The sequence below is a fragment of the Streptomyces kronopolitis genome (assembly GCF_050953795.1).
GTDB lineage: Bacteria > Actinomycetota > Actinomycetes > Streptomycetales > Streptomycetaceae > Streptomyces > Streptomyces kronopolitis_A.
In genome coordinates, this window is sequence record NZ_CP191850.1 from 1,122,054 (window position 1) to 1,142,839 (window position 20,786).

Annotated in this window: 20 protein-coding genes, 2 pseudogenes and 1 riboswitch; of the genes and pseudogenes, 9 read left to right on the forward strand and 13 right to left on the reverse strand. The window is 68.6% G+C overall.

Going from position 1 to position 20,786, the window contains the following annotated elements; translation table 11 throughout:
- Positions 1-156 precede the first annotated feature (156 nt).
- Complete coding sequence (locus tag ACQP17_RS04605; RefSeq protein ID WP_433855060.1) at positions 157-810, forward strand: fasciclin domain-containing protein; 654 nt, start codon at positions 157-159, stop codon at positions 808-810.
- Positions 811-905: 95 nt separating this feature from the next.
- On the opposite strand, the gene ACQP17_RS04610 is transcribed toward ACQP17_RS04605, so the two are convergent.
- From ACQP17_RS04610 to ACQP17_RS04650, 9 genes and pseudogenes are all read right to left on the reverse strand, one after another.
- Positions 906-2,090 (reverse strand): amidohydrolase family protein, encoded by a 1,185-nt coding sequence (locus ACQP17_RS04610; RefSeq protein WP_433855061.1) that lies wholly within the window; start codon positions 2,088-2,090, stop codon positions 906-908.
- A complete protein-coding gene (locus ACQP17_RS04615) occupies positions 2,065-2,478 on the reverse strand; it encodes an MAB_1171c family putative transporter (RefSeq protein WP_433855062.1) in 414 nt (137 codons plus the stop codon). The genes ACQP17_RS04610 and ACQP17_RS04615 overlap by 26 nt, the downstream gene beginning before the upstream one ends.
- 121 nt (positions 2,479-2,599) lie before the next feature.
- Positions 2,600-3,322: pseudogene (locus ACQP17_RS04620) on the reverse strand (MAB_1171c family putative transporter); the annotation flags it as partial.
- A complete protein-coding gene (locus ACQP17_RS04625) occupies positions 3,223-3,759 on the reverse strand; it encodes a hypothetical protein (RefSeq protein WP_433855063.1) in 537 nt (178 codons plus the stop codon). The pseudogene ACQP17_RS04620 and the gene ACQP17_RS04625, both read right to left, overlap by 100 nt.
- On the reverse strand, positions 3,756-4,226 hold the full coding sequence (locus ACQP17_RS04630; protein ID WP_433855064.1) for a hypothetical protein: 471 nt from the start codon (positions 4,224-4,226) through the stop codon (positions 3,756-3,758). Before ACQP17_RS04630 ends, ACQP17_RS04625 begins: the two co-directional genes overlap by 4 nt.
- Positions 4,227-4,510: 284 nt before the next feature.
- Positions 4,511-6,082: a molybdopterin-dependent oxidoreductase gene (locus tag ACQP17_RS04635; protein WP_433855065.1), complete on the reverse strand. Its 1,572-nt coding sequence runs from the start codon at positions 6,080-6,082 to the stop codon at positions 4,511-4,513.
- 179 nt (positions 6,083-6,261) lie between these two features.
- Positions 6,262-6,747 carry a peroxiredoxin gene (locus ACQP17_RS04640; RefSeq protein ID WP_433855066.1) on the reverse strand — a complete coding sequence of 162 codons (486 nt, stop codon included), beginning with the start codon at positions 6,745-6,747 and terminating at the stop codon, positions 6,262-6,264.
- A 138-nt stretch (positions 6,748-6,885) separates the two neighbouring features.
- Positions 6,886-7,380 (reverse strand): hypothetical protein, encoded by a 495-nt coding sequence (locus tag ACQP17_RS04645; RefSeq protein ID WP_433855067.1) that lies wholly within the window; start codon positions 7,378-7,380, stop codon positions 6,886-6,888.
- On the reverse strand, positions 7,377-8,759 hold the full coding sequence (locus ACQP17_RS04650; RefSeq protein ID WP_433855068.1) for a molybdopterin-dependent oxidoreductase: 1,383 nt from the start codon (positions 8,757-8,759) through the stop codon (positions 7,377-7,379). Before ACQP17_RS04650 ends, ACQP17_RS04645 begins: the two co-directional genes overlap by 4 nt.
- Before the next feature lie 366 nt (positions 8,760-9,125).
- On the opposite strand from ACQP17_RS04650, the gene ACQP17_RS04655 reads away from it, so the two are divergent.
- Positions 9,126-9,812 carry a DUF4142 domain-containing protein gene (locus tag ACQP17_RS04655; RefSeq protein ID WP_433855069.1) on the forward strand — a complete coding sequence of 229 codons (687 nt, stop codon included), beginning with the start codon at positions 9,126-9,128 and terminating at the stop codon, positions 9,810-9,812.
- Positions 9,813-9,938: 126 nt separating this feature from the next.
- A riboswitch (cobalamin riboswitch) is annotated at positions 9,939-10,165 on the forward strand.
- 162 nt (positions 10,166-10,327) lie between these two features.
- A pseudogene (locus tag ACQP17_RS04660) lies at positions 10,328-10,705 on the forward strand (5-methyltetrahydropteroyltriglutamate--homocysteine S-methyltransferase); the annotation flags it as partial.
- A gap of 69 nt (positions 10,706-10,774) precedes the next feature.
- Here ACQP17_RS04660 and ACQP17_RS04665 read toward each other — a convergent pair.
- Entirely contained in the window at positions 10,775-11,962 is a 1,188-nt protein-coding gene (locus tag ACQP17_RS04665; protein WP_433855070.1) for a site-specific integrase, read from the reverse strand.
- A 91-nt stretch (positions 11,963-12,053) separates the two neighbouring features.
- Positions 12,054-12,335: a helix-turn-helix domain-containing protein gene (locus ACQP17_RS04670; RefSeq protein WP_433855071.1), complete on the reverse strand. Its 282-nt coding sequence runs from the start codon at positions 12,333-12,335 to the stop codon at positions 12,054-12,056.
- A 222-nt stretch (positions 12,336-12,557) separates the two neighbouring features.
- On the opposite strand from ACQP17_RS04670, the gene ACQP17_RS04675 reads away from it, so the two are divergent.
- Positions 12,558-12,773: a hypothetical protein gene (locus ACQP17_RS04675; protein WP_433855072.1), complete on the forward strand. Its 216-nt coding sequence runs from the start codon at positions 12,558-12,560 to the stop codon at positions 12,771-12,773.
- 99 nt (positions 12,774-12,872) lie between these two features.
- On the opposite strand, the gene ACQP17_RS04680 is transcribed toward ACQP17_RS04675, so the two are convergent.
- A complete protein-coding gene (locus ACQP17_RS04680) occupies positions 12,873-13,013 on the reverse strand; it encodes a hypothetical protein (RefSeq protein ID WP_433855073.1) in 141 nt (46 codons plus the stop codon).
- 369 nt (positions 13,014-13,382) lie between these two features.
- Here ACQP17_RS04680 and ACQP17_RS04685 point away from each other — a divergent pair, with 369 nt between their 5' ends.
- Both ACQP17_RS04685 and ACQP17_RS04690 read left to right on the forward strand, forming a co-directional pair.
- Complete coding sequence (locus ACQP17_RS04685) at positions 13,383-14,555, forward strand: IS110 family transposase (protein WP_433855074.1); 1,173 nt, start codon at positions 13,383-13,385, stop codon at positions 14,553-14,555.
- Positions 14,483-15,645 (forward strand): IS3 family transposase gene (locus ACQP17_RS04690; RefSeq protein WP_433855075.1). Its coding sequence is split into 2 segments (ribosomal slippage): positions 14,483-14,767 and positions 14,770-15,645, totalling 1,161 coding nucleotides; the frame shifts between segments, so codons are not numbered across the junction. The genes ACQP17_RS04685 and ACQP17_RS04690 overlap by 73 nt, the downstream gene beginning before the upstream one ends.
- 126 nt (positions 15,646-15,771) lie before the next feature.
- Here ACQP17_RS04690 and ACQP17_RS04695 read toward each other — a convergent pair.
- Entirely contained in the window at positions 15,772-16,209 is a 438-nt protein-coding gene (locus ACQP17_RS04695; RefSeq protein ID WP_433855076.1) for a helix-turn-helix domain-containing protein, read from the reverse strand.
- Between the two features lie 424 nt (positions 16,210-16,633).
- Between ACQP17_RS04695 and ACQP17_RS04700 the strand changes: the two genes are divergently transcribed.
- From ACQP17_RS04700 to ACQP17_RS04710, 3 genes are all read left to right on the forward strand, one after another.
- Positions 16,634-17,026, forward strand: coding sequence for a hypothetical protein (locus ACQP17_RS04700; protein WP_433855077.1), 393 nt, complete (start codon positions 16,634-16,636; stop codon positions 17,024-17,026).
- A 216-nt stretch (positions 17,027-17,242) separates the two neighbouring features.
- The gene (locus ACQP17_RS04705; protein WP_433855078.1) at positions 17,243-18,469 is read left to right on the forward strand and encodes a hypothetical protein; all 1,227 of its coding nucleotides are present in this window, start codon (positions 17,243-17,245) and stop codon (positions 18,467-18,469) included.
- A gap of 58 nt (positions 18,470-18,527) precedes the next feature.
- Positions 18,528-20,729, forward strand: coding sequence for a phage tail tip lysozyme (locus ACQP17_RS04710; protein WP_433855079.1), 2,202 nt, complete (start codon positions 18,528-18,530; stop codon positions 20,727-20,729).
- Positions 20,730-20,786 lie beyond the last annotated feature (57 nt).

A 20,786-nucleotide genomic window follows, 5' to 3' on the forward strand; every position in this document is an offset into this window, starting at 1 on the left:
GAAAAACTTCGCCGCGCGGCCAATCCGCCACGGGACCCGCGCCGAATACAGGTCATGAGCCCGGGCCGGAAGAGACGTGACCGCGTCGAGCCGACCGCGCCCGGGCCCCGAGCACCGCATGACCACCACAGCATCGACACCACCTCTGGAGAACCCGTGAGCACCCTGCGTTTCCGTCGTGCCGCCCTCGCCGTGACCGCCGCCGCGGTCCTGCCGCTCGCGCTGTCCGCCTGCTCGAACGACATGGACAGCAAGGACAAGGCGTCCGACAAGGCCTCGTCGTCCGAGGCGAAGCCGTCGAAGGACAGCGCCGGCGGCGGCATGGACGCCATGGCCAAGCCGTTCGGCCCGGCCTGTGCCACGGTGCCCAAGGGCGGCAAGGGCAGCTTCGACGGCATGGCCAAGGACCCGGTCGCCACCGCCGCCTCGCACAACCCGGCGCTGTCGACGCTCGTGACGGCGGTGAAGAAGGCGGGCCTGGTGGACACCCTCAACGGTGCCAAGAACATCACGGTGTTCGCTCCCACCAACGACGCCTTCGGCAAGATTCCCAAGGCCCAGCTGGACAAGGTCCTCGCCGACAAGACGATGCTGACCAAGATCCTCACCGGTCACGTGGTGGGCGAGAAGATCTCGCCGGACAAGCTGGCCGACGGCTCGTTCGACACCCTGGCGAAGAACAAGCTCACCACGTCCGGCTCCGGCGAGTCCTACATGGTCGACGGCTCCGCCAAGGTCGTCTGCGGCAACGTCCAGACCGCCAACGCCACCGTCCACATCATCGACACGGTGCTGCTGCCCAAGAAGTGAGCGGTATACGGGGCGGCATACGCAGCGGCCCCGTCCTGTCCCGGCGGGTACCGGGACAGGACGGGGCCACCTCTCCCCATGCCGCCGGGACGGCCTCAGCCGGCCTGGTGACGGCCGTTCGCGACGACGTGCCGGACCCGGCGCAGGGCGTCCAGCTCGTGCAGCGGGTCACCGTCGACGACGAGGAGGTCGGCGCGCATGCCGGGGCGCAGGGTGCCGGTGTCGGTCAGTCCCAGGGCGCGGGCGGCGTTGACGGTGGCCATGTCGAGGATCTCGGCGTGGGTGAAGCCGAGGGAGCCGAAGAATTCGAGCATGCCGACGTAGTCACCGAACCGCGCTCCCGGCACCCCGGCGTCGGTCCCGGCGATGAACCGGACACCGGCCTCCCGCATGTCGCGGATGACCCGGGCCATCGACTCGGCCCGCTCGGGGCCGAGTTGCTGGAGGAACAACTGCCAGTCTCCGGACACACAGCGGCAGACCGAGACATCGTTCTCGATGATGCGGCGGGTGACCTCCGGGTCGTAGGTGACGCCGTCGGCGGTGCGCCAGGAACAGTGCTCAAGGGTGCGCACGCCGGCGTCCACGCAGTCGGCGATGGCGGCGGTGCCGTGCGCGTGCGCCGCCACCTCCAGGCCGTGGCCGGCGGCCTCCTCGACGATCAGGCCCAGTTGGGCGCGGGTGAACTGCGACTCCCACATCCGCGGGCCGCCCGGGGTGAGCGCGCCGCCGGAGGCCATCACCTTGATCAGGTCGGCGCCGGCCGCCGCGTTGCGGGCGATCTGCCGGCGGATGTCGTCGTCGGTGGTGACCTCGCCACCGAGGAAACCGCAGTGGCCGCCGGGCGGGGTCAGCGGCGCGGCCGCGGCGAGCACGCGCGGGCCGGGCGCCGTCCCGGACGCGATGGCTTCGCGCAGCGCGAGGGCGAGCGCGTCGCGGTCACCGAGGTCCCGCACGGTCGTCACGCCGGCGTCCAGGAACCGTGCGGCGCGGTCCGCCATGGCGGCGGCGAGCGCGTCGGGGGCCGCCTTGGCCACCGCCCCGACCGGGTCCGGGCCCGCGTCGAAGGCGAGGTGGACATGGCAGTCGATCAGCCCGGGCAGCACGGTGGCCCCCGGGCACCGCAGGCGCCGCACAGCCGGCTCCACGATCGCCGCCAGCTCGGCCTCGGTGCCGACGGCGGTGATCACGTCGGCCTCCACGAGCACGGCGCCGTCGCGGATCGTGCGGCCTGCGGGTCCGGTGAGGACGCGGTCAGCGGATATCAGTACCTTGTTCACGATGTCCTTTCGCATAGGCACGGGATATGGCGGCGAGTTCACGGGCCTCGGCGTTCAGGTCGTTGCCGGACGGCGAGGCGATTCGGGTGGCGGTAAAGGCCGTTTCGGGGTCCTCGGTGGCCGGCTTCAGCGCGAGGGCCTCGGAAATGTGCCGGGCGAGTTGTTCGGCCGGGCCCCGGGCGAGATCCGCTTCCGGGGCGACCCGTGCGAGATAGGGGCTCAGCCGTACCAGTCCGTCGCGGCATTCGATGAGCCGGCGGTAGAACCGCTCGTGGGTGCGGCGCAGGCGGAAACGACGCCATCGGGAATCCTGCGGCTCCGCATGCAGGACGAGTTCCGGATAGGCCGCGGCCAGGGCGGTCCACAGCGGGGTGAGTTCGCGGTACATCCGGCGGTGGTGGACCACCGACCGCACATGCGCGGCCAGTTGCCGGCCCGCGGAATAGGTCGAGCCCGATCAGGACCAGGCCCAGCGCCCAGTCGTTCATCGACCAGTTCACCGTGTTGAACGCCTGGTGCCCGCCGGGAGCGTCGATGCGCAGACATACCCAGATGACCCGGTTGACGGAGGTGACGGCCAGGACGAACAGGCCGAGCGCCATCACGCGCAGGCCGACCGCCAGATGCCGGGGCGCCAGGCGCGCATAGCGCACCGCCCAGAGCGCCGGGGTGAGATAGGCGAGGACGAAATAGGCATTGCCGATGAGGTAGAAGGCGGCGATGGCCGGCTGCCGCATGTCCGCGGTGGTCAGGGTGTGGCCGCGCAGCGCCGGGGGCGTCACGATCATGTCGATGACCAGGGCGGTCACCACACCGGCGAGCAGCCCGGCGTGGCGCCTCACCCGGCGCCGGAAGGCGTCCTTCGGACCGGGCACGGCGGAGAGGAACACCAGGAGGAGCGCGCCGAGGCCGGACATGTGGACGGCGTTGAACACGACCTTCGCGACGCCGGAGGCCGTGGCGGTATCGAGGGCGAGGGAGACCTCGGGAAAGCTGAGGATCTGCCCGGAAGCCAGCAGGATCAGGCAGGCGACCAGTGTGCGCAATACCCGGTCGTGGGGTGCGCGGGCCAGATCGATGAGCTTCCAGATCGCCCCCACGCTCAGCATGAGGGTCAGTGGCTGCTGGAAGATTACGTCCACCCCCAGCGGGGGTTCAGCGCGGAACGCAGCGGGCCGAGCGGGGAATCCTCGGGAAGGTGGGGGACGGCGTCGTCGATGACCATCGCCCATTCCTGGATGATGGTCGCGACGAGTTCGGCCTCGCGCTCGTAATCCTCGGTGTAGCAGGTACGGCGGAATCCCCGGGGGGTCACGTCGCGGGGGTGATCCGGGCCGAAATCCGGGAGTTCCGCGGTGGAGAGGCCGTCGTCCTGATGGTCCGCGAGGATATGGCCGACCTCGTGCAGGATGATGTGATCCTGATGCACCCGGGTCGTTTCCTCCTGGTAGAAAATGCATTCCTCGTGCGGCCGGGACATCCATACCCCGAAGGGGCCGGGTATCGGCAGCGCCCAGGGAATCAACCGTATGGGTTTTCCACGGAGTTCACCGAGCCGGCGGCATAACTCGTGCACCTCCAGCGGGGGCCGGATGTCGAGTCGGCGCAGCAAGCGCTTGCAGGAGCGGCGAAGTTCGCGTTCGCGTACGGCCACGGCGTCCTTTCTCATGCCCCCGCGCCGGGGCCGGGGGGTGTGTCCTGATCAAAAGTCTCGATCATCTTGAGCAGTTGCTCGCGCATCGCCGGCGTCATCGCGCCGGCCCGCATCGCGATCTTCCGCACCTGATGACCGGCGAGCTGCTCGCGCAACAGCGCGTCCTCGGGGTCCTCCTGAGCGACCAGGCACCGCACCGTGATCGGCGGTGACTCCGGCTCGCGGTGGTCGTCGAAGAACTTCGCGAGCCCTTCCAGCACGCTCAGCGTGGGGTTGGTGTGCGAGCCGTTGCGCAACATGGCCAGATAGCTCCGCGACAGCGTGGCCGGGTGCGCGGGGTCGGCGGTCACCGCCTTGGCCACCTCGGCGGTCGAGTACTCCCGCTGCCGGCCGTGGGGGTCGGCCCAACGCACCCTCGCGAAGAGTGCGTTCAGCCGCTCGGCCAGCGATCTCCCGTTGCCTTGGCCAGCTTCTGCCACCATGCCCACACTCCCCGGCCGGACCGCCGTCTTCCGCTGTGTCAGCCACTGTGTAGTAGCTCGCCGGCCAGTACACAAGACTCCTTGACCCTTCACTCCACAGGGTGCCAATATATTGGACGCCTTGCGCACGGTACCGGCTGGTCTTCTCATCAGGCGGAACACGGCTTCTCCGGAGACGTGTTGACGACCGTGCGCCGGACACCGCGATCCGGTGGAGGACAGGGTCCGGGCCGTCACAGGGGAACGGCTCGCGCTCACATCCCTCCGCCGGATCCCTGAAGCCGTCAGGGCACGGTGACCACCACCGAGTGCCAGCCGGAGGCGCCGTCGGGGATCGGGCGGGCCCGGTCGTCCGTCTGGGTGTAGCCGGTGCGGTCGGCGGCGCGGACTTCGAGGGTGTGGGTGCCGGTCGTGGCCCGCCAGCGCCACGACCACTGCCGCCAGGTGTCCACCGGCCCCTCGGCGGCGAGTTCGGCCCGCCGCCACTCGCCGCCGTCGACCCGGACCTCGACGTGGTCGATGCCCTTGTGCTGGGCCCAGGCGACGCCCGCGACCGTGACGGTGCCCGCCGTGACGCGCGCGAACGGCTTGGGGGTGTCGATACGGGACTCGGTCTTGACCGGCGCCTCGGCCGCCCAGTCCCGCCGTACCCAGTAGGGGTCGTAGGCGTCGAAGGTGGTCAGTTCGATGTCCCGGATCCATTTGCAGGCCGAGACGTAGCCGAACAGGCCGGGCACCAGCATCCGCACCGGGAAGCCGTGGACCAGGGGCAGCGGTTCGCCGTTCATGCCGACCGCGAGCAGCGCGTCCCGTCCGTCCATCACCGTCTCGACGGGGGTGCCCAGCGTCATGCCGTCCACGGACCGGGCGACCAGCTGATCCGCCGGGCCGCCCCGCGACGGCGGCCGGACCCCGGCCTCGTGGAGCAGATCGGCCAGCCGGACGCCGAGCCAGCGCGCCGTGCCGACGTAGGAGCCGCCGACCTCGTTGGACACACACGTCATGGTGATGTCGCGTTCGATCAGCGGCCGGCGCAGCAGGTCCTGGAAGCTCATGGTCAGCGGCTTGCTGACGCCCTTGCCGTGCAGGCGCAGCGTCCAGGTGCGGGCGTCCACCCGCGGCACGGTCAGGGCGGTGTCCACGCGGTAGAAGTCGCGGTTGGGGGTGGTGAAGGGGCTCAGACCGGGCAGCTTGAGGTCCACCCCGCGCGGCAGCCGGGGCGCGGGAGAGGCGGGAGCGGGCAGCCTGACCGTGTCCCGGGAGGCCGCGGCCTCCTCGGCGCCGGCCGCGTTCAGCCGCAGACCGAGGAACCCGGCGCCGGTGGACGCCGCCGCCACCCCGGCCACACCGAAGACGAAGCCTCTGCGGTCCACCCCGAACACCGGTGCCGGCGGCGCCGGTCGGGGGCGGGTCAGGCGTCCGGTGAGCAGCGCGAGGACCGCGGTGGCCACCACGGCGCCCACGACGGAGGGGACGGCGTCCGGCAGGCCGGTCGAGTCGGGCCGTCCGGTCGCCGCCAGCGCCCCCACGACGCCGAAGACCAGCGCCCCGGCGGAGGCCGCCTTCCGGAAACGCAGCGCCAGCACCCCCAGCGTCATGGCGAAGAGCGCGAGCACGAGGAGGATGCCCAGCTGGAGGACGAGCTTGTCGTTCGTTCCGAAGTGGCGGATCGCCCAGTCCTTGACGGCCGCGGGCGTCCCGTCGATGGCCGCCCCGCCGACCGCCGTGACCGGGCCGGCCTCGGGACGCACCGCCACCGCGGCCAACTCCGCGACGGCCAGCGCCGCGTATCCGGCGACCAGGCCGCTCAGGGCGCCCCGGGCCGCCTGCAGAAGGGTGTTCCGTCGCGCGCTCATACCCGGTATTCGGGGTGGCGGTGCCGCGCGGATTGGTCCCCGGGCGGGGGATTCGGCCGGACGCGGGTGCGGAACCGGGGCCCTCTCCGTTGCGGTGGCTACGGAGAGGGCCGTTCACCGGCGCCGCGGAGCGTCCGGCCCGGTGTGGCGGGTGGCCGCGTGCGCCGGACGTGGGCGGCTCAGGCGGTCGGCAGGTCGGCCAGTCGCCGGGTGAGGGTGTCCAGGGACTGGTAGGTGGCGCCGAGCAGCGCGACGTGCTTCCAGTGCAGGGTGCCGTCGGGGCCCACGAGGAAGACCGCCCTGCGCACGCCGATGCCCGGGGCGGCGATGCCGAAGGCGCGGGCGACCCGGCGATCGGTGTCGGCGAGCAGCGGCATCCGCAGGTCGTGCTTGCGCGCGAACCGCTCGTGACTGTCGACGTCCTGCGGGCTGATGCCCCAGACCTCCGCCTCCTGGTCCTGGAACCGCTCCAGTCCGCTGGAGTAGGAGCACAGCTGCTTGGTGCACACGCTGGTGTCGTCGCCCGGATAGAAGGCGAGGACCAGCGGACGGCCCCGCCGCAGGGACAGGGTGTAGTCGCGGCGCTCGAAGCGGTCGCCGGTCAGCACACCGCCCGGCAGGGTGAAGTCGGGTGCCGGTGTGCCGGTCTGCGGTGCTGAGGCCATCGGAGGGTCCAATCCAAAGAGGGGTCCGTGCGGAGGATTCTCGCGCGCCGGGTCCGTGCGCCCGGTACCCGGTCCGCCGCGCGGCCGGGTGCGCGTGCGGCTGCGCCGTCGCGCACCCCCTGCCCCGCCCCGGCGGCCCTATGCGGGATCGGGGGCGTTCGCGGCAGACCTGTGGGCGCGCCACACGGCGGCCAGCAGGCACAGGGCGGAGAGCGCGAAGAGGCCGGCGGTGAGCAGCAGCCAGCGGGACCAGAACACCCCGGCAGGCAGGGCCGTGTAGCGGGTGTAGCCCGGCACCCGCTGCAGGATGAGGGGGTACCAGACCACGAGCAGCAGCAGCGACACGAAGGCCGGGACCCGGAGGTAGTTGATCCGCTCGCCGACGGTGCCGCCGGGGCGCCGGGCAGTCTTTCGGCCGCCGCGGAAGAGGAGTTGCAGCAGCCGGTCGGTGAGCGTGTACAGCGGGAGCAGGACCAGATCGTGCAGGAGCGCGGCGCCGACGAACCAGAGGGCGACGCCCAGGGTGTCGCCCTGGAGGAGCCGGACTCCCGCGTACCCGGCCAGCGCGAACGAGCACAGCACCAGGAGGAGGTGGACGGCGGAGGCGCCGTAGCGGGCACGGAACGCGTTCACGATGCCGCTCCGGGGGCTCCGGCGGCCCCGGGCATCCCCGCGGCCCCGGTCGCCCCGGGCGCCCCGAAGGTGAGGCGCGTGACCCACTTGGTGTTGTGCACCCCGGGGTTGGCGGGAACGATGACGCGGGCGGGAAAGCCGTGGTCGCGGGAGAGCGCCGCGCCGTTGACCCGCAGCGCGAGCAGCGACCTGGGGTCGCGGACCTGGTTGTCACGCAGGTGGGTCGAGCGGAACGAGCCGGTGCGCTGCGCGGACTCCACGAACACGCCGGGCGGGCTCCCCCGCAGGCCGACCAGGGCGGCCAGCTCGGACAGCCGCACACCGCTCCAGTGCTGGTCCTCCGTCGACCAGCCCTCGACGCAGGCGATGGGCAGCGCCGCGGAGTGCTGCGGCAGCGCCAGCAGCTGCGCGCGGGTGAGGGTGCGCTCCCGGCCCCCGCCCCGGACGACGAGCCGCCAGCCGGGACCGATGTCGGCGGCGCGGATGCCCACGGCGGCGGCGGTCTTGTTGATCTGGAAGCCGTTGGGGCCGCTGCCGGGCTCCTGGCCGTGCGGCGCGAGGAGCGCGGTGCGGCGCAGCGGACCACCGATGCTCTGACCGGCCGTGACCGCCAGCAGCGCCAGCGAACCCGCCCCGACCGTGCCGAGCGCGCCGCGCCGCGACATCGTCGGCGGCGCGGGGTCGGGGGTCACCAGCCCGGTGTCGTCGGGCGGTTCGCTCCGTGTGCGGGCCGCCGGGGTACGGAGTTCGGTGCGCCAGCTGCGGCTGCCCAGCGCCCTGGCCATCGTGGTGAGGCGAAAGGCGAGGTGCACGACGAAGGCGCCGATGAACACCCATGCGCCGTAGAAGTGCAGGGTGTAGAAGGAGCCGGGAAAAATGTAATGCAGCTGGATGTTGAGGACACCGGTGACGAATTCGAAGAGCGCGCCGCCGACCAGAAGCAGCAGCGAAATCCGCTCCAGCGCCTGACTCACCGAACGCACCGGCGGCCAGGAGAACAGCTTCGGGATGACCGACCAGAGCTTCGCGAGCAGCACCGGGATCAGTACCACCCCCAGCGTGACGTGGACGCCCTGGGTGAAGCGGTAGAGCCAGTAGGGGTGGGTCGGCCAGGAGAAGAGGTAGAAGCCCAGCCAGCCCTTCTGCGGGGTCTGGTCGTTGCCCGGGGCGAGATCGGGGTTGTAGGAGGCGTAGGACAGCAGCCCGGTCACGAACAGCACGCTGATGCCGACGAGCAGGATCAGCCCGAACACCGACGTCAGCCACGGTCCCCGCAGCGGACTGCGCCAGAACCCGGGACGTGTGGGGCCGGGCGGCGGCCCTTCCGGCAACGACGGACGGCGCCGACCGCCCCTCCCCCCGTGGCTGCTGGACTCCATACCGATCCCTTCGCCGTGTCCTCGGCCGCCAGGCCCACCGCTCGATCCGTCCCTCGATGTATCGCTCGACGTATCGCTCGACGATCACGGTATGCGGCAAAGCGCGCACAACGCGTCAGGCATGACGTATCAGGACGAGCCATAAAGGGCGGTTTCACCTGCCGCGCGCACCTCGACAGGTTCGCGCGGACGTCGACAGGTTCGAGGGGGGCGGGATCGTATCGGATGCCCGTCGCATGCCACCCGCTTTTGCGCACCCTCGCTCAATCGATTCATTTGCCTGATGCAATGATTAGCGTGGCTCATGCCCCAGCATTCCGTTGCGCCACAGCGCCCGCAGGCGAATTGTCGCGCACTCCAGGAGGCATGATGAAGTCTCACGCCCGAAATCCCCGGCAGCAGTCGCCCGCGCGCGGCCGTGGCAGGGTGCTCGTCCTGACGGTCGCTCTCGTGGCGGTCATCGCCGGCGTGTCCGTGTGGTTCTCCCAGCGCAACGGCTCCGCCGACGCGTCGGTGTCCGCCAACCTCCCGGCCGCGAACTCCGGTCCGGCGGCCGCCGAGGGCGGCGGCGACACGGGTCCGCTCACGGCGCTGGACAAGGTCTTCCTCACCAAGGTCCGGCAGGCCGGGCTGTGGGAGATGCCGGCCGGCCGCCTCGCCCAGACCCATGCGTCGAGCGAGGCCATCAAGCGCGCCGGCATGCATCTACTGGAGGGGCACAGCAAGCTCGACGAGCTCGACCGCGAGGACTCCGCGGCGCTGAGCGTGCCGATCCCCGACCAGGCCAGCGCCGAACAGCAGGGCTGGGTCGAGCAGCTGAAGAAGGCCAAGGGCCGCGACTTCGACCAGCTCTTCGTGGACCTGCTGCGGGCCTCGCACGGCAAGATCTTCATCACCATCGGCGAAGTCCGCGCCACCACCAAGAACACCCTGATCCGGCGCCTGGCCACGCAGGCCAACAACACGGTCCAGGACCACATGGACGTCCTGGAGGACACCGGACTGGTCAAGGACTCCACGCTCGACGACGTCGCCTCGACCGTACCCAAGTAGGCCGTCACTCCCCGGCACGGCCCGGCCTCCCCTGCCGCCGCGAGGGCCCCGCCGAGCCGCCCGGCCGCGGGACGGGCCGTCCCCTCGCACCGTCCGCCATCCGGTCGGGGGTGTGCGCCCGCGGGTTGTCCCTCTAGGGTGACGGGTGCAGCTGGTTCGCCCCGTCCGCCAGGCGGGAGCGTCGTAAGAGGGAACCCGGTGGGAATCCGGGACTGCCCCGCAGCGGTGAGTGGGAACGAACGCCGTCATACGCACTGGGCCCGGCCGGGTCTGGGAAGCGACGGCCAGTAGATGTCTCGTACGCACGGGACGCGCCCGCGAGTCCGAAGACCTGCCCGTTGCCCGCACGCGACCGATCGTGTGCGGCCATCCCGGTGACCTCGTGGGCGGGTCGGCGTACCTCATCGAGCGGCACCCGCGGCGACACCGCGGCGTGGTCCGTCCGGTCGGTCGTACCTTCGCGCTCTCGTTCCGTCTCCGGGACGCCAACGAGACATCTCGCGAAGGAGAGTTCCGTGACAGCGAAGTGCGCAGCCGCGGCAGCACGGGGCACCGTGTACGGCTACCCCCGCCAGGGACAGCACCGGGAACTGAAGAAGGCCGTCGAGGGCTACTGGAAGGGCAAGGTCACCGCCGACGCCCTGGCGGAGACCGCCCGCACCCTGCGCCGTGCGCACTGGCGGCAGCTGGCCGACGCCGGGCTCCACGAAGTGCCGTCCGGTGACTTCTCGTACTACGACCACGTCCTGGACACCAGCGTCATGGTCGGCGCGGTCCCCGAGCGGCACCGCGCGGCGGTCGGCGCCGACGCCCTGGACGGCTACTTCGCCATGGCGCGCGGCACCCAGGACGTCGCGCCGCTGGAGATGACCAAGTGGTTCGACACCAACTACGTTTCAGGAGAGAGCGCCAGTTCAGAGGCCCTGTGAGCCGCTCTGCGGCTACTCAGATCTCACAATTTCTCACGCGCCACCGTGCAAGCCGTCCCACGCGTCTGCTGCGGGCTGAAGATCCTCGGGGCTCATGTGGACGTAGCGGCGGCGGGTGAAGTCCGCCGACGTGTGCCCTGCCCAAGCCGCAAGGACGTGATCCGGGACGCCTTGGGAGCTCAGGAACGTCATGCACGAGTGGCGGGCGTCGTACAGCCGCACCCGCCGGAGTTCGAGCCGCTTCATGACCTCGTAGGCGGACTCTCGCAGGTCCTTCGGGGTGAGCGCCACCCCCAGTTCGTCCGCGAAGACATAGCCGCTTTCCGTGTACGCCTCCCCCGCCACCAGGCGCTCCTTCGCCTGTGTGGCGCAGAGCTTCTTCAGCGCGTCGGCCGCGCGCTTCGGCAGCGGCAGGATCCGTGCCCCTGCCTCGGTCTTCGTGTCTTTCTCGATCACGCGCGACGAGTTGTTGGCGATCATCGTCCGCGTGTTCGCGATGGCGAGTGTGCCGGCCTTCAGGTCCACGTCCTCCGACCACCGCAAGCCGCAGACCTCCGCAGGGCGCAGGCCCATTAGAGAGAGCAGCAGGGGCGCATACAGGCGGTCGCCCTCAAGGCCTGCTACGAACTGGTGGACCTCGGGGACGGCCCACGGCACGAGGCGCGGGTACTGCTTGCGGCCCGCCGCCCTGGCCTTCTTCGTGACCACCACGTACTGCGCCACGTTGGCGTGCACGAGCTTCCTGATCAGCGCCCGCTGAAGGATCTCCCGCAGGCGGTTCAGCACCTCGGTGACGGTCTTCGGGTGCAGGCCGGTCCCAGCCGTGCCGCCGCGCCTGCGCGCCGTGGTCAGCAGAGTGTCCCGGAACCCCTCCACGTTGGACTCGGTGAGTTCCTGAAGCCGTATAGCCCCGAGGTGTTTGTGGATGTGCTTCAGCAGCGACGCGTAGTTGTACGCCGTGGTCTCTTCGATGTCCTCGGCCTTCTTGGCGAACCACTCGGTGGTCCACTCCGACACGGTGGCCTTGTTCGGCATTATTAGGGTGGCGGTGTCGCGCTGGTGGGTCATCCGCGCTACCTCGGCCTTGACCTCCTTGGCGGTCGGCTTGGTCACTGTGACCTGCTTGCGCTTGCCCGTGGCGGGATCACGGCCGATGTCCACCACGGCGCGGTAGCGGACACGCCCCTTCGAGTCCGGCGGGAGCTTCTTCACTTCGGGCATGGTCAGTCCTCCAGTTCCTCGGTGTGGCCGCAGTCATTGCAGACGCGCGGGCCGGGACCCGCGATCTCGTAGGAGTCGCAAGAGTGGCCGTTCACGTGGCATTTACGTCAGGGCCCTCCAGCGCGCCGCCGGACGGCAGCAGGGAGGCGGGCCGGACTCCGAGGACAGCCGCCAGGGCGGTCAAGTCATCCACGTCGATGCGTCGTTGATCGGTCTCCAGGCGCGTCACGCCTGATTGCGAGATGCGGCGCCCGAGCGCGGAGAGGCGTTCCGCCATGGCCATGGTGCTGATGCCCTGGCGCTTCCGCAGGCCACGGACGGTGCGCCCCACATGGCGTGTGGCGTCCCCGAGGGGTTGGCGTGTCGGTTCCATGACAGCAAGATAGCAGGGCTATACCCAGTCAGCATAAGAGCACTGAAACGCTACACCTCTACGTCCCAATTCTTCATCCCGTTACCCATAACCCGGACCTGCGGATCCTTTTCGCGTCAAGAGCGCAAAGCTGGCCATGCCAACCCTGACCAGCACCTTTCCGCTTTTTGGTACCACTCGGGACTGAGACTCTAGTGACACAGAGCGAAATTCACGCATGCAATGAGACAGAGAGACTCGAATACGGACCTCAAGCGACAAGCTTGCCTCACCGAGGCTCGCGGCGCCGCGCAGCCGTCCGCTTGCCAGCGGCGAGTCACGGCGCGCGATCAGAACCTCGGCCTGGCCTACTCGGATACCGATCTCGACGAGATCCTGCGCCGCGCCGACATTGAGAACCCCCAAGAGATCATCGATGACCCAGCGTGGGTCGAATGACGGGGCGGCACGCCTCACGAATACGGCACCGCGGCGCCGTTGGCGGTGGTCATCAGCGGTGAGGCGTCTCGACGGTCTGAAGTTCCCCCGAGCGCGGGGTCAGTCCTCATCGAAGGGTAGCGCCGGCTTGCCATCCCCGGGGTCTCCGTCGTCGTAGACGGCATCGGAGGCAACTCCGTCATATGCATCAGCGAGGTCTGCGCCACTTGCTCCGAGGATACTCTCCCAGTCTGTTCCCATGGGTGCGACCCTATCCACCCTCCTGGAAGAGCTTGGCGAGGCGGGGGCTGATCTCGTCTACCGGGCCAGCCTCCCGGCGACTCGGCACGCGGTGGCGTTGTGACTCGGCTTCACCTAATGGGACGTATACGGGCCGGAGGAGAGACTGCGGTCCGTAGCCGCCAGCAGGTGAGCACTACCTTCACCAGAGCCGTTCGAGCTCTGTTGTCAGACCGTGCCCCTGCTGGCCGGCCGGGAGGCCGTGACCGCCGATGAGATGGCGTTGCCCGCCGGGTTCTTGGGCGTGAGCACTGGATCCATTAGGGCGCGAGCCGTGTCTTCCGCAGGCTGCACGTAGATGACCGACGACAGAGATACGGAGTACGGCGAGTGTTGTGGATCGGGGATGACTGGGACGAAACCCACCATGATGTCGAGATACAGGACAATGCGGGCCGCAAGCTGGCCGCGACCCGGCTGCCCGAGGGTGTGGAAGGCATCGCCAGGCTCCACGAACTCATTGCCCGCCACGGCGGCGAGGATCTGGAGCCGTCGCAGGTGACGGTCGGGATCGAGACTGACCGCGGCGCCTGGGTGCAGGCCCTGACCGCTTCCGGCTACCGGGTCTACGCGGTCAACCCGCGCCAGGCGGCCCGGTTCAAGGAGCGCTACGCGACCTCGGGGGCGAAGGGCGACAAGGGCGACGCGCACGCGCACGCGGACATGGTCCGCATCGACCACGCCCAGCTCCGCCCGGTTGCCGGGGACAGCGACCAGGCCCAGGCCGTCAAGGTCGTCGCCCGCGCCCACCAGACCTTGATCTGGGAACGCACCCGCACCTTCCAGCGCATGCGCTCCGCACTGCGCGAGTACTACCCTGCCGCCCTTCATGCCTACGCCGACCTGACCTTGACCAGTACCGACGCGATGGAACTGCTGATCAAGGCGCCGACCCCGCAGGCAGGCGCGAAGCTGACGCGCACACAGATCACCAGCGTGCTGGCCCGGCACCGGCGCCATCACCGGGACGCGAAGGCCAACACGATCCAGACGGCGCTGCGCAAGGGGCAGCTCGCCCTTCCCGAGCCGGTCACGGCCGCCTACGCCGCCACCGTGGTGGCGCACGCCCGCATACTGATCGCGCTCAACGAGCAGATCGAGGCGATGGAAGCGCAGGTGAAGGCCCATTTTCTCGCGCACCCGGACGCTGAGATCTACCTGTCGATACCCGGCATCGCAGAGATCACCGGTACCCGGGTGCTCGCCGAGTTCGAAGACGACCCCACCCGCTACGCCTCCGCGAAGGCACGGAAGAACTACGCCGGCACCAGCCCCATCACCCGCGCTTCCGGCAAGGTGCGGACCGTCCAGGCCCGCTTCGTGCGCAACAACCGCCTCGCCGACGCCCTCCAGCGACAAGCGGGTCTGCTGCACGATCGGGTGACATCTGAACTGGCTTGCCCTGTGGGGCGGGTGGGAAGGATGTCGTTGTGCCCAAGCCTTATCCGGAAGAGTTCCGCCAGGATGTCGTGCGGGTCGCGAGGAACCGCGGCCCGGGTGTGACAGTGGAGCAGGTGGCCACCGACTTCGGGGTCCATCCGATGACGTTGTGGAAGTGGATGCGCCGGGCGGATATCGATGACGGGACCAAGCCTGGAGTGACCAGCCAGGACAGCGCGGAGCTGCGGGAGGCTCGGCGGCGGATCAAGCTGCTGGAGCAGGAGAACGAGGTCCTGCGCCGGGCAGCGGCCTATCTGTCGCAGGCCCATCTACCGGGAAAAGGATCTACCCGCTCGTGAAAGAGCTGGCCGCGGACGGGACGCCCGTCGCGGTCACGTGCCGGGTCCTGAAGCTCGCCAGACAGCCTTACTACCGCTGGCTCGACAAGCCGGTGACCGTCACCGTGCTGGAGGAGTCGTATCGCGCGAACGCGCTGTTCGACGCCCACCGCGACGACCCGGAATTCGGCTACCGCTTCCTGGCCGATGAAGCCCGTGGTGTCGGGGCCCGGATGGCGGACCGCACCGCGTGGCGGATCTGCCGGGACAACCGCTGGTGGAGCGTGTTCGGCAAGAAGCGCGGGAGAGTCAAGAAGGCCGGACCGCCGGTGCACGACGACCTGGTCCGCCGCGACTTCACCGCGGACGGGCCGAACCGGCTGTGGCTCGCCGACATCACCGAACACGCCACCGGCGAAGGCAAGTTGTACTTCTGCGCGATCAAGGACGTTTTCAGCAACAGGATCGTGGGCTACTCCATCGATGCACGGATGAAGTCCCGCCTGGCCGTGACCGCCCTGGACAACGCCGCCGCCCGGCGCGAACAGGTCGACGGATGCATCCTGCACAGCGATCGCGGATCGCAGTTCCGCTCCCGGAAATTCGTTCGGGCACTCGACCGCTACCGGATGGCCGGCTCGATAGGGAGAGTCGGGGCGGCCGGCGACAACGCGGCCATGGAGTCCTTCTTCAGCCTGCTGCAGAAGAACGTCCTCGACCGCCGGACCTGGACCACCCGCGAGGAACTCCGGATTGCGATCGTGACCTGGATCGAGCGGACCTATCACCGACGCCGCAGACAAGCCGCACTCGGCCGACTGACCCCCATCGAATTCGAAACCGTGATGACCACACCGGGCCTCAAGGCCGCGTGACCGAAGCTGTCACCCAAACCTGCATCAGACCCAAACAAGATGAGATGTCTGACATTGCGAACGCTCATGAGAGAGGCTTAGGTGCGTCCGCAGACCGGGAGTTCAACCGGGCCGCCCCCAACAGCGTCATGCGTCTGGGCCTGCGACCTCTCCGGTCGACTTGTTGCGGGCATCACGCATCCGGGCGTCTAGGAAGGCCTCCCGCTCGGCGGAGAGTTGCTGGATGGTCTGAGTGATCCGGTGGATCTTCTGGCGCAGCCTCTCCCATTCCTGCTCGGCGAGGGCGAGCTCGGCGAGCTGGTTCTGGATCTCAGCCTCGTTCTCGCGGGCGTAGTTGTCGCTGACCAGTGTGATCAGAGGGACCCCAAGAGCCTCGGCAGCGGTGACCGCCTCGTCGAGCCTGACCGCGCGGGTCTGCTGCTCGACGCGTGTGATGGCGGTGGAGTCAACGTTCGTGCCGAGCAGTGCGGCCATACGGCGCGCCAGCTCTGCCTGGCTGATGCCGAGGCGTTCGCGTTCTTGACGAAGTCGGCGGGCGAAAAGGTCCCCGGGCAGTGGGTTCATGACGGTTTGGTACTTCCTGGTCAAGATCGCGATCGACGGGGTGCGTGAGGGTGGCCCGCCTCGAAATCGAGCAGACCAGCGTCGGCAGCAGTGCTGGAGCGGCACATTACACATCTCGCACTGCGGATTCCACAGGCATCCGCCCCGTCCGGCGATCGCGCGCCACGATGCCGATTCATCTCGTTTCCGAACACCTTTCGACTCTTTATCGATAGACCTTTTGCGCACCTCTGCGATCCACCATTCGAATGAGGTAGATTAGTCACTGCAGATGCGCACGTATACGAGCAAGCGGGGGAGTCGACAGCATGCCATCGATCACTTCATCTTCTATCACCGCCCGTCCGGGTGAGTGAGCTGCGCTTGTTGCCTTGTGACTCACTGTCATGCCACCGAATGATTCGAAAGGCGAGAGGAAAGAACCATGACGAAGATCTACGAGGCAGCCGTCCTCACGCAGGCCTCCCTGCCGAATGCAGCCTGGGACCTGACCAGCTTCCTGGCGAATGCCAAGTCCCAGATCCAGCTCTGGGGCGGCTCTCTGCTCATGCTGCTCGGTGCCGTCGGCCTGGTCTGGGGCGGTGTGCTCTTTCTCAAGAAGCTGATGGCCAACCCGCAGTCCGCGGGTCAGCAGCAGGGCTGGGGCACGATCGCGCTCCTCATTCTCGCCGGCGGAGCCCTGGGCACCGGCGGGTGGGCGCTGATTTCGACGGTCGGTTCCGGCGGCCAGCAGACCATCACGGACCTCGGCGGCGGCACGGTGATCGTCCAGACCGTCGATCAGTTCAGCGACTTCCTGAGCGGCCCTTCCAAGTAAGAGGCCGTCACAGGCCGCGCACACGACCGGGGACAGAGGTGTCGAGCGAATGGGTCGGTTGAGGTGCAAGGTCCTCCTCCGGCCCGGTTCGCCATATCCGGGCCCGCAGCACGATGCAGGCACGAAAGAGAGCAGAACATGGGGATCAAGGACAAAGCACTGGCCTTCAGTAGGAAGTTCAAGCTCGACTCGCACCACGCGATCGAGCGTTTTGGGGTGTTCTTCGGCATCTTCGCGGTCACGGGCGCCATCGTGATCAGCGCATCGGGGGCCTCGGCGTACCAGGCGGAGCATGACTCGCTGTCGCTGACGGCTCTGTACACCAGCGACTTCAAGACGTCGAAGACGAATCTCGACGGCACCGTCGACGGGGTCTATACCAACGAGAGCGGCAACAAGGCGCTCGTGATGATGCACTTCAGTCCGACCGCTCAGATCTCGTACAACGCCGCGGACTACAGGGCGTTCTTGCTCGGGTCGGACACCTCGCTGAACAGCGAGTCGGTCAGCACCAGCGGGATCAAGGGCTCCTTCTACGCCTTTGGCTCGACCGGATACGTCGGGGTCCTCCTGAACGCCGACCAGCCCTTCGATCGTCAGGTGTTGAACCTGACGGTCCGTGCGAATGCCGAACTCACCACGCCCAGAGCGAAGCAGACGCAGAGCAGCGGCAAGCTGGCCGGCGACGAGACCTTCTCCAAGTACGACCAGTGGCGGGTCTTCTTCAACCCCGGCGCGTCCGGGGTTCACAAGATCGCGGCGCTCAACGCCCTGACCTTCGACCCGGCGCAGGCCTACTACGAGGTCGCGCTCAAGAAGAAGGAGACCAAGGCCAGGGATGCCCTGGACCAGAAGCTCGTCGAGATGCGCACGAATCTGACACAGATTCAGTCGTACACCTCCGACCTGCAGACGACGAAGATCGACGGCTTGTTCCTGCGTCCGCCGACCGTTCCGGTCTCAATTGCCACCGACAAGATCACGGGCGTCTCCGCAGCCGAGGCCAAGAACGGCGTCTCGACGCTGGCGCTGCAGACCAAGCACGTCGTCCCGGGTGGCTTCGACCTCAACTGGCGTGCAGGCAACGTCTACGACGGCTACCTCGACGCCCTGGTGCCGGCCGGTCAGAGCTACGCCCAGTTCTTCACCAAGAAGCGTGACGAGGGCTCGGATCCGACGAGCCAGCAGATCTCGGACATGCAGTGGACCCTTTCGGACGGCACCAGCCTCACCAAGGACTACCAGTCCTCTGACGTGACGATGCGCCCTCTCATGAACATCATGAACAACCTTTCACAGGCGTATCAGAACTACTCCCGAAACAAGTCGCAGTACGAGTCGGATCTGTCTCTCGACCTGCTCCGACTGGACGCGAGCCTGCGGGACGTGCAGTCCAACAGCACCATTCGCGACGACAAGGAGTTCCTCACCACTCTCCATTGAGCGTGACGAGGAAGTGACGCATCCCGTTGCCTGGCATTGAGCCGGAAAGGAAAGCGACATGGCCACCGACAAGCCGAATCGGAGTCCCAAGAAGGGGACGACGAAGGACCAGCCGAGCACGTCGGTGAGTCAGGGGATGCCCCGGCAGGGTCGCGGGACCAAGAGGCTCGGCCCCAAGGAGGGCATCGAGAAGCCTCCCAAGGGCAAGGCCAGCGTGCCCAAGCAGCTCCCGGGGCCGGGGGCTGATGATTCTGGTCCTTCTGGCTCGGTGAACACGACACCGAAGATGCCAGAGGCCGCGCCGAAGATGCCGGACGCTGCAAACACCGCAGGCACGGCGGCCGGTGCCGCGAATGCCGGGGCGATGATCAAGCAGGGCATGAACGGCGTCGCCGGGAACATGGCCGGAGGTGCAGCCCAAAAGGCGATCGAGGGAGACGGCAGCAGCGCGACCCGCCGTAACGCCGGGCGTTACGCGGGAGCTGCCGTCTCCGGTGCCGTGGCCGGCGCACAGGCTGGCGGGCTTCCGGGAGCCGCCATTGGCGCAGCGAAGAACGTCGGCGTCGAGGGGGCCCAGGACGCGGTCACGGGCGCATCCAAGGTCACCGGTGGCAGCCCGGACGCCAAACCGGCCGACCAGCGCGAGCTAGGTGCTGGCGGCACGGGCTACGAGCGCGGTGCGTCGAAGGACGACGAGGGCCTGGGCTCGAAGGCGGCCAAGGGTGTCGCCGTCGGCGGTGGCGCGGCTGCTGCTCCGCCGGCCATGGGTGTGGTCATGGCCATGGCCCTTCTGAACTGGCTGAAGTCCATGTTCTTCGCGGCCATGGCAATGGCCATCAACGCCGGGAATCTGCTGTGGACGCTCATCGTCAACATCGTCAAGGCGGTTGGTCATGCGATCGCTGCGCCGTTCATGGCGATCGGCAGCTTTATAGCCAAGGGGGTCGGCGCGGTCCTGGGCGTCGCCGTCACGGCGACGATGGCCCCTGTAGCGGCAGCGATGTCGGGCGTGGCCGCGGTGACCGCCACCGTTGCTCTGCTGGGCACGGTCTTGACCGGCGTCCTCAACTCGACGGCGCTGACCGAGGGCAGCATCAAGGCGAACGGGACGGGGTGCGTCGTCAACGCGGGTAGCGTCGGCAACGGTTCCGGGGCCACCGTCCCGGCGGGCGTAGAGAAGAACGCCAAGGAGATCTACTCGGTGCTCAGCAGCTGGGGTATGCCGATGGAGAACATCGCGGGCATCCTCGGCAACTGGTCGCAGGAGTCCGGGATCGACCCGACGAGCGTGCAGAACTTCCCCACGGGGACGTATGCCATGACCGCCGAGAAGGCCAGCGCTGCACAGAACACGGACAAGGGCATCGGTCTCGGACAGTGGACTCTCGGCCGCAACACGCTGCTGCGCCAGTACGCGAAGAGCAAGGGCGTCGACTGGTACACCATCAAGGCCCAGCTGGCCTTCATGGCCGATGGCGACAACCCGGGCGACACCACGGTCTTCAAGGACATGCTCAAGAAGTCGCAGGGCTCGCCGCGTGCGGCGGCGCTGCACTTCCACGAGAACTGGGAGCGCTCCGCTGACGGCGCGGCCGGGCTCACCGCACGAGGCGACAACGCCGAGATGTGGTTCGGCAAGATGAGCGGCTGGTCGGTCGACAGTTCGATCGTGGGCGGCGTCAAGAACATCGTCGGCGGGATCATCGAGAACATCGGCAACGGGATCGATACGATCCTGGGCAACTGCACCTCCAAGGGCGGCAGTTCCGTCTCACGGAAGGACGGCGGGATGACGCAGAAAGAGGCGCAGGTCCTGGTTGACCTCTTCAACAAGGAGGGCGACAAGTTCCTCGACGGCCGATACGGCGACCAGGGCGGGCCTGGCTCGTGCGGGCACGACCACGCGATGAACTGCACGAGCTTCTCGACCTATTTCGTGAACAAGTACACGACGTTCCAGACCTACCCGGCCGGTGACGGCAAGCGGACGGCGTACACGATTGCGGAGGAGACCGGCAAGAAGATGCAGTCGACCCCGGTCCCCTACTCGGTCGGGTCCTGGCCGGGACACAGCCCCGTCGGCCACACCCTCGTGGTGCTCGGGGTCCAGGGCGACGAGGTCATCGTCGGCGAGGCGGGCTACTGCGCCTACATGGGCCGGGTACGGGTCGACAGCGCGGCGCGGATGGCGGCCGAGGGCTGGAAGTTCGTGGATATGTCGGATCGGATGCTCCCCTCCTACAAGATCAAGAAGGCCTGATGCGCCGCATCTGATCTCGGAGCGAGAAGCCGGTGCCCGGATCGCTGGGCGCCGGCT

Bases quoted from the DNA above. Each gene is read 5' to 3' on its own strand.
- ACQP17_RS04615 (WP_433855062.1), bottom strand. From the start codon at position 2,478: ATGTACCGCGAACTCACCCCGCTGTGGACCGCCCTGGCCGCGGCCTAT.
- ACQP17_RS04625 (WP_433855063.1), bottom strand. From the start codon at position 3,759: ATGAGAAAGGACGCCGTGGCCGTACGCGAACGCGAACTTCGCCGCTCC.
- ACQP17_RS04630 (WP_433855064.1), bottom strand. From the start codon at position 4,226: ATGGTGGCAGAAGCTGGCCAAGGCAACGGGAGATCGCTGGCCGAGCGG.
- ACQP17_RS04635 (WP_433855065.1), bottom strand. From the start codon at position 6,082: ATGAGCGCGCGACGGAACACCCTTCTGCAGGCGGCCCGGGGCGCCCTG.
- ACQP17_RS04640 (WP_433855066.1), bottom strand. From the start codon at position 6,747: ATGGCCTCAGCACCGCAGACCGGCACACCGGCACCCGACTTCACCCTG.
- ACQP17_RS04650 (WP_433855068.1), bottom strand. From the start codon at position 8,759: ATGGAGTCCAGCAGCCACGGGGGGAGGGGCGGTCGGCGCCGTCCGTCG.
- ACQP17_RS04655 (WP_433855069.1), top strand. From the start codon at position 9,126: ATGATGAAGTCTCACGCCCGAAATCCCCGGCAGCAGTCGCCCGCGCGC.
- ACQP17_RS04665 (WP_433855070.1), bottom strand. From the start codon at position 11,962: ATGCCCGAAGTGAAGAAGCTCCCGCCGGACTCGAAGGGGCGTGTCCGC.
- ACQP17_RS04670 (WP_433855071.1), bottom strand. From the start codon at position 12,335: ATGGAACCGACACGCCAACCCCTCGGGGACGCCACACGCCATGTGGGG.
- ACQP17_RS04675 (WP_433855072.1), top strand. From the start codon at position 12,558: ATGAGACAGAGAGACTCGAATACGGACCTCAAGCGACAAGCTTGCCTC.
- ACQP17_RS04680 (WP_433855073.1), bottom strand. From the start codon at position 13,013: ATGGGAACAGACTGGGAGAGTATCCTCGGAGCAAGTGGCGCAGACCTC.
- ACQP17_RS04695 (WP_433855076.1), bottom strand. From the start codon at position 16,209: ATGAACCCACTGCCCGGGGACCTTTTCGCCCGCCGACTTCGTCAAGAA.
- ACQP17_RS04700 (WP_433855077.1), top strand. From the start codon at position 16,634: ATGACGAAGATCTACGAGGCAGCCGTCCTCACGCAGGCCTCCCTGCCG.
- ACQP17_RS04710 (WP_433855079.1), top strand. From the start codon at position 18,528: ATGGCCACCGACAAGCCGAATCGGAGTCCCAAGAAGGGGACGACGAAG.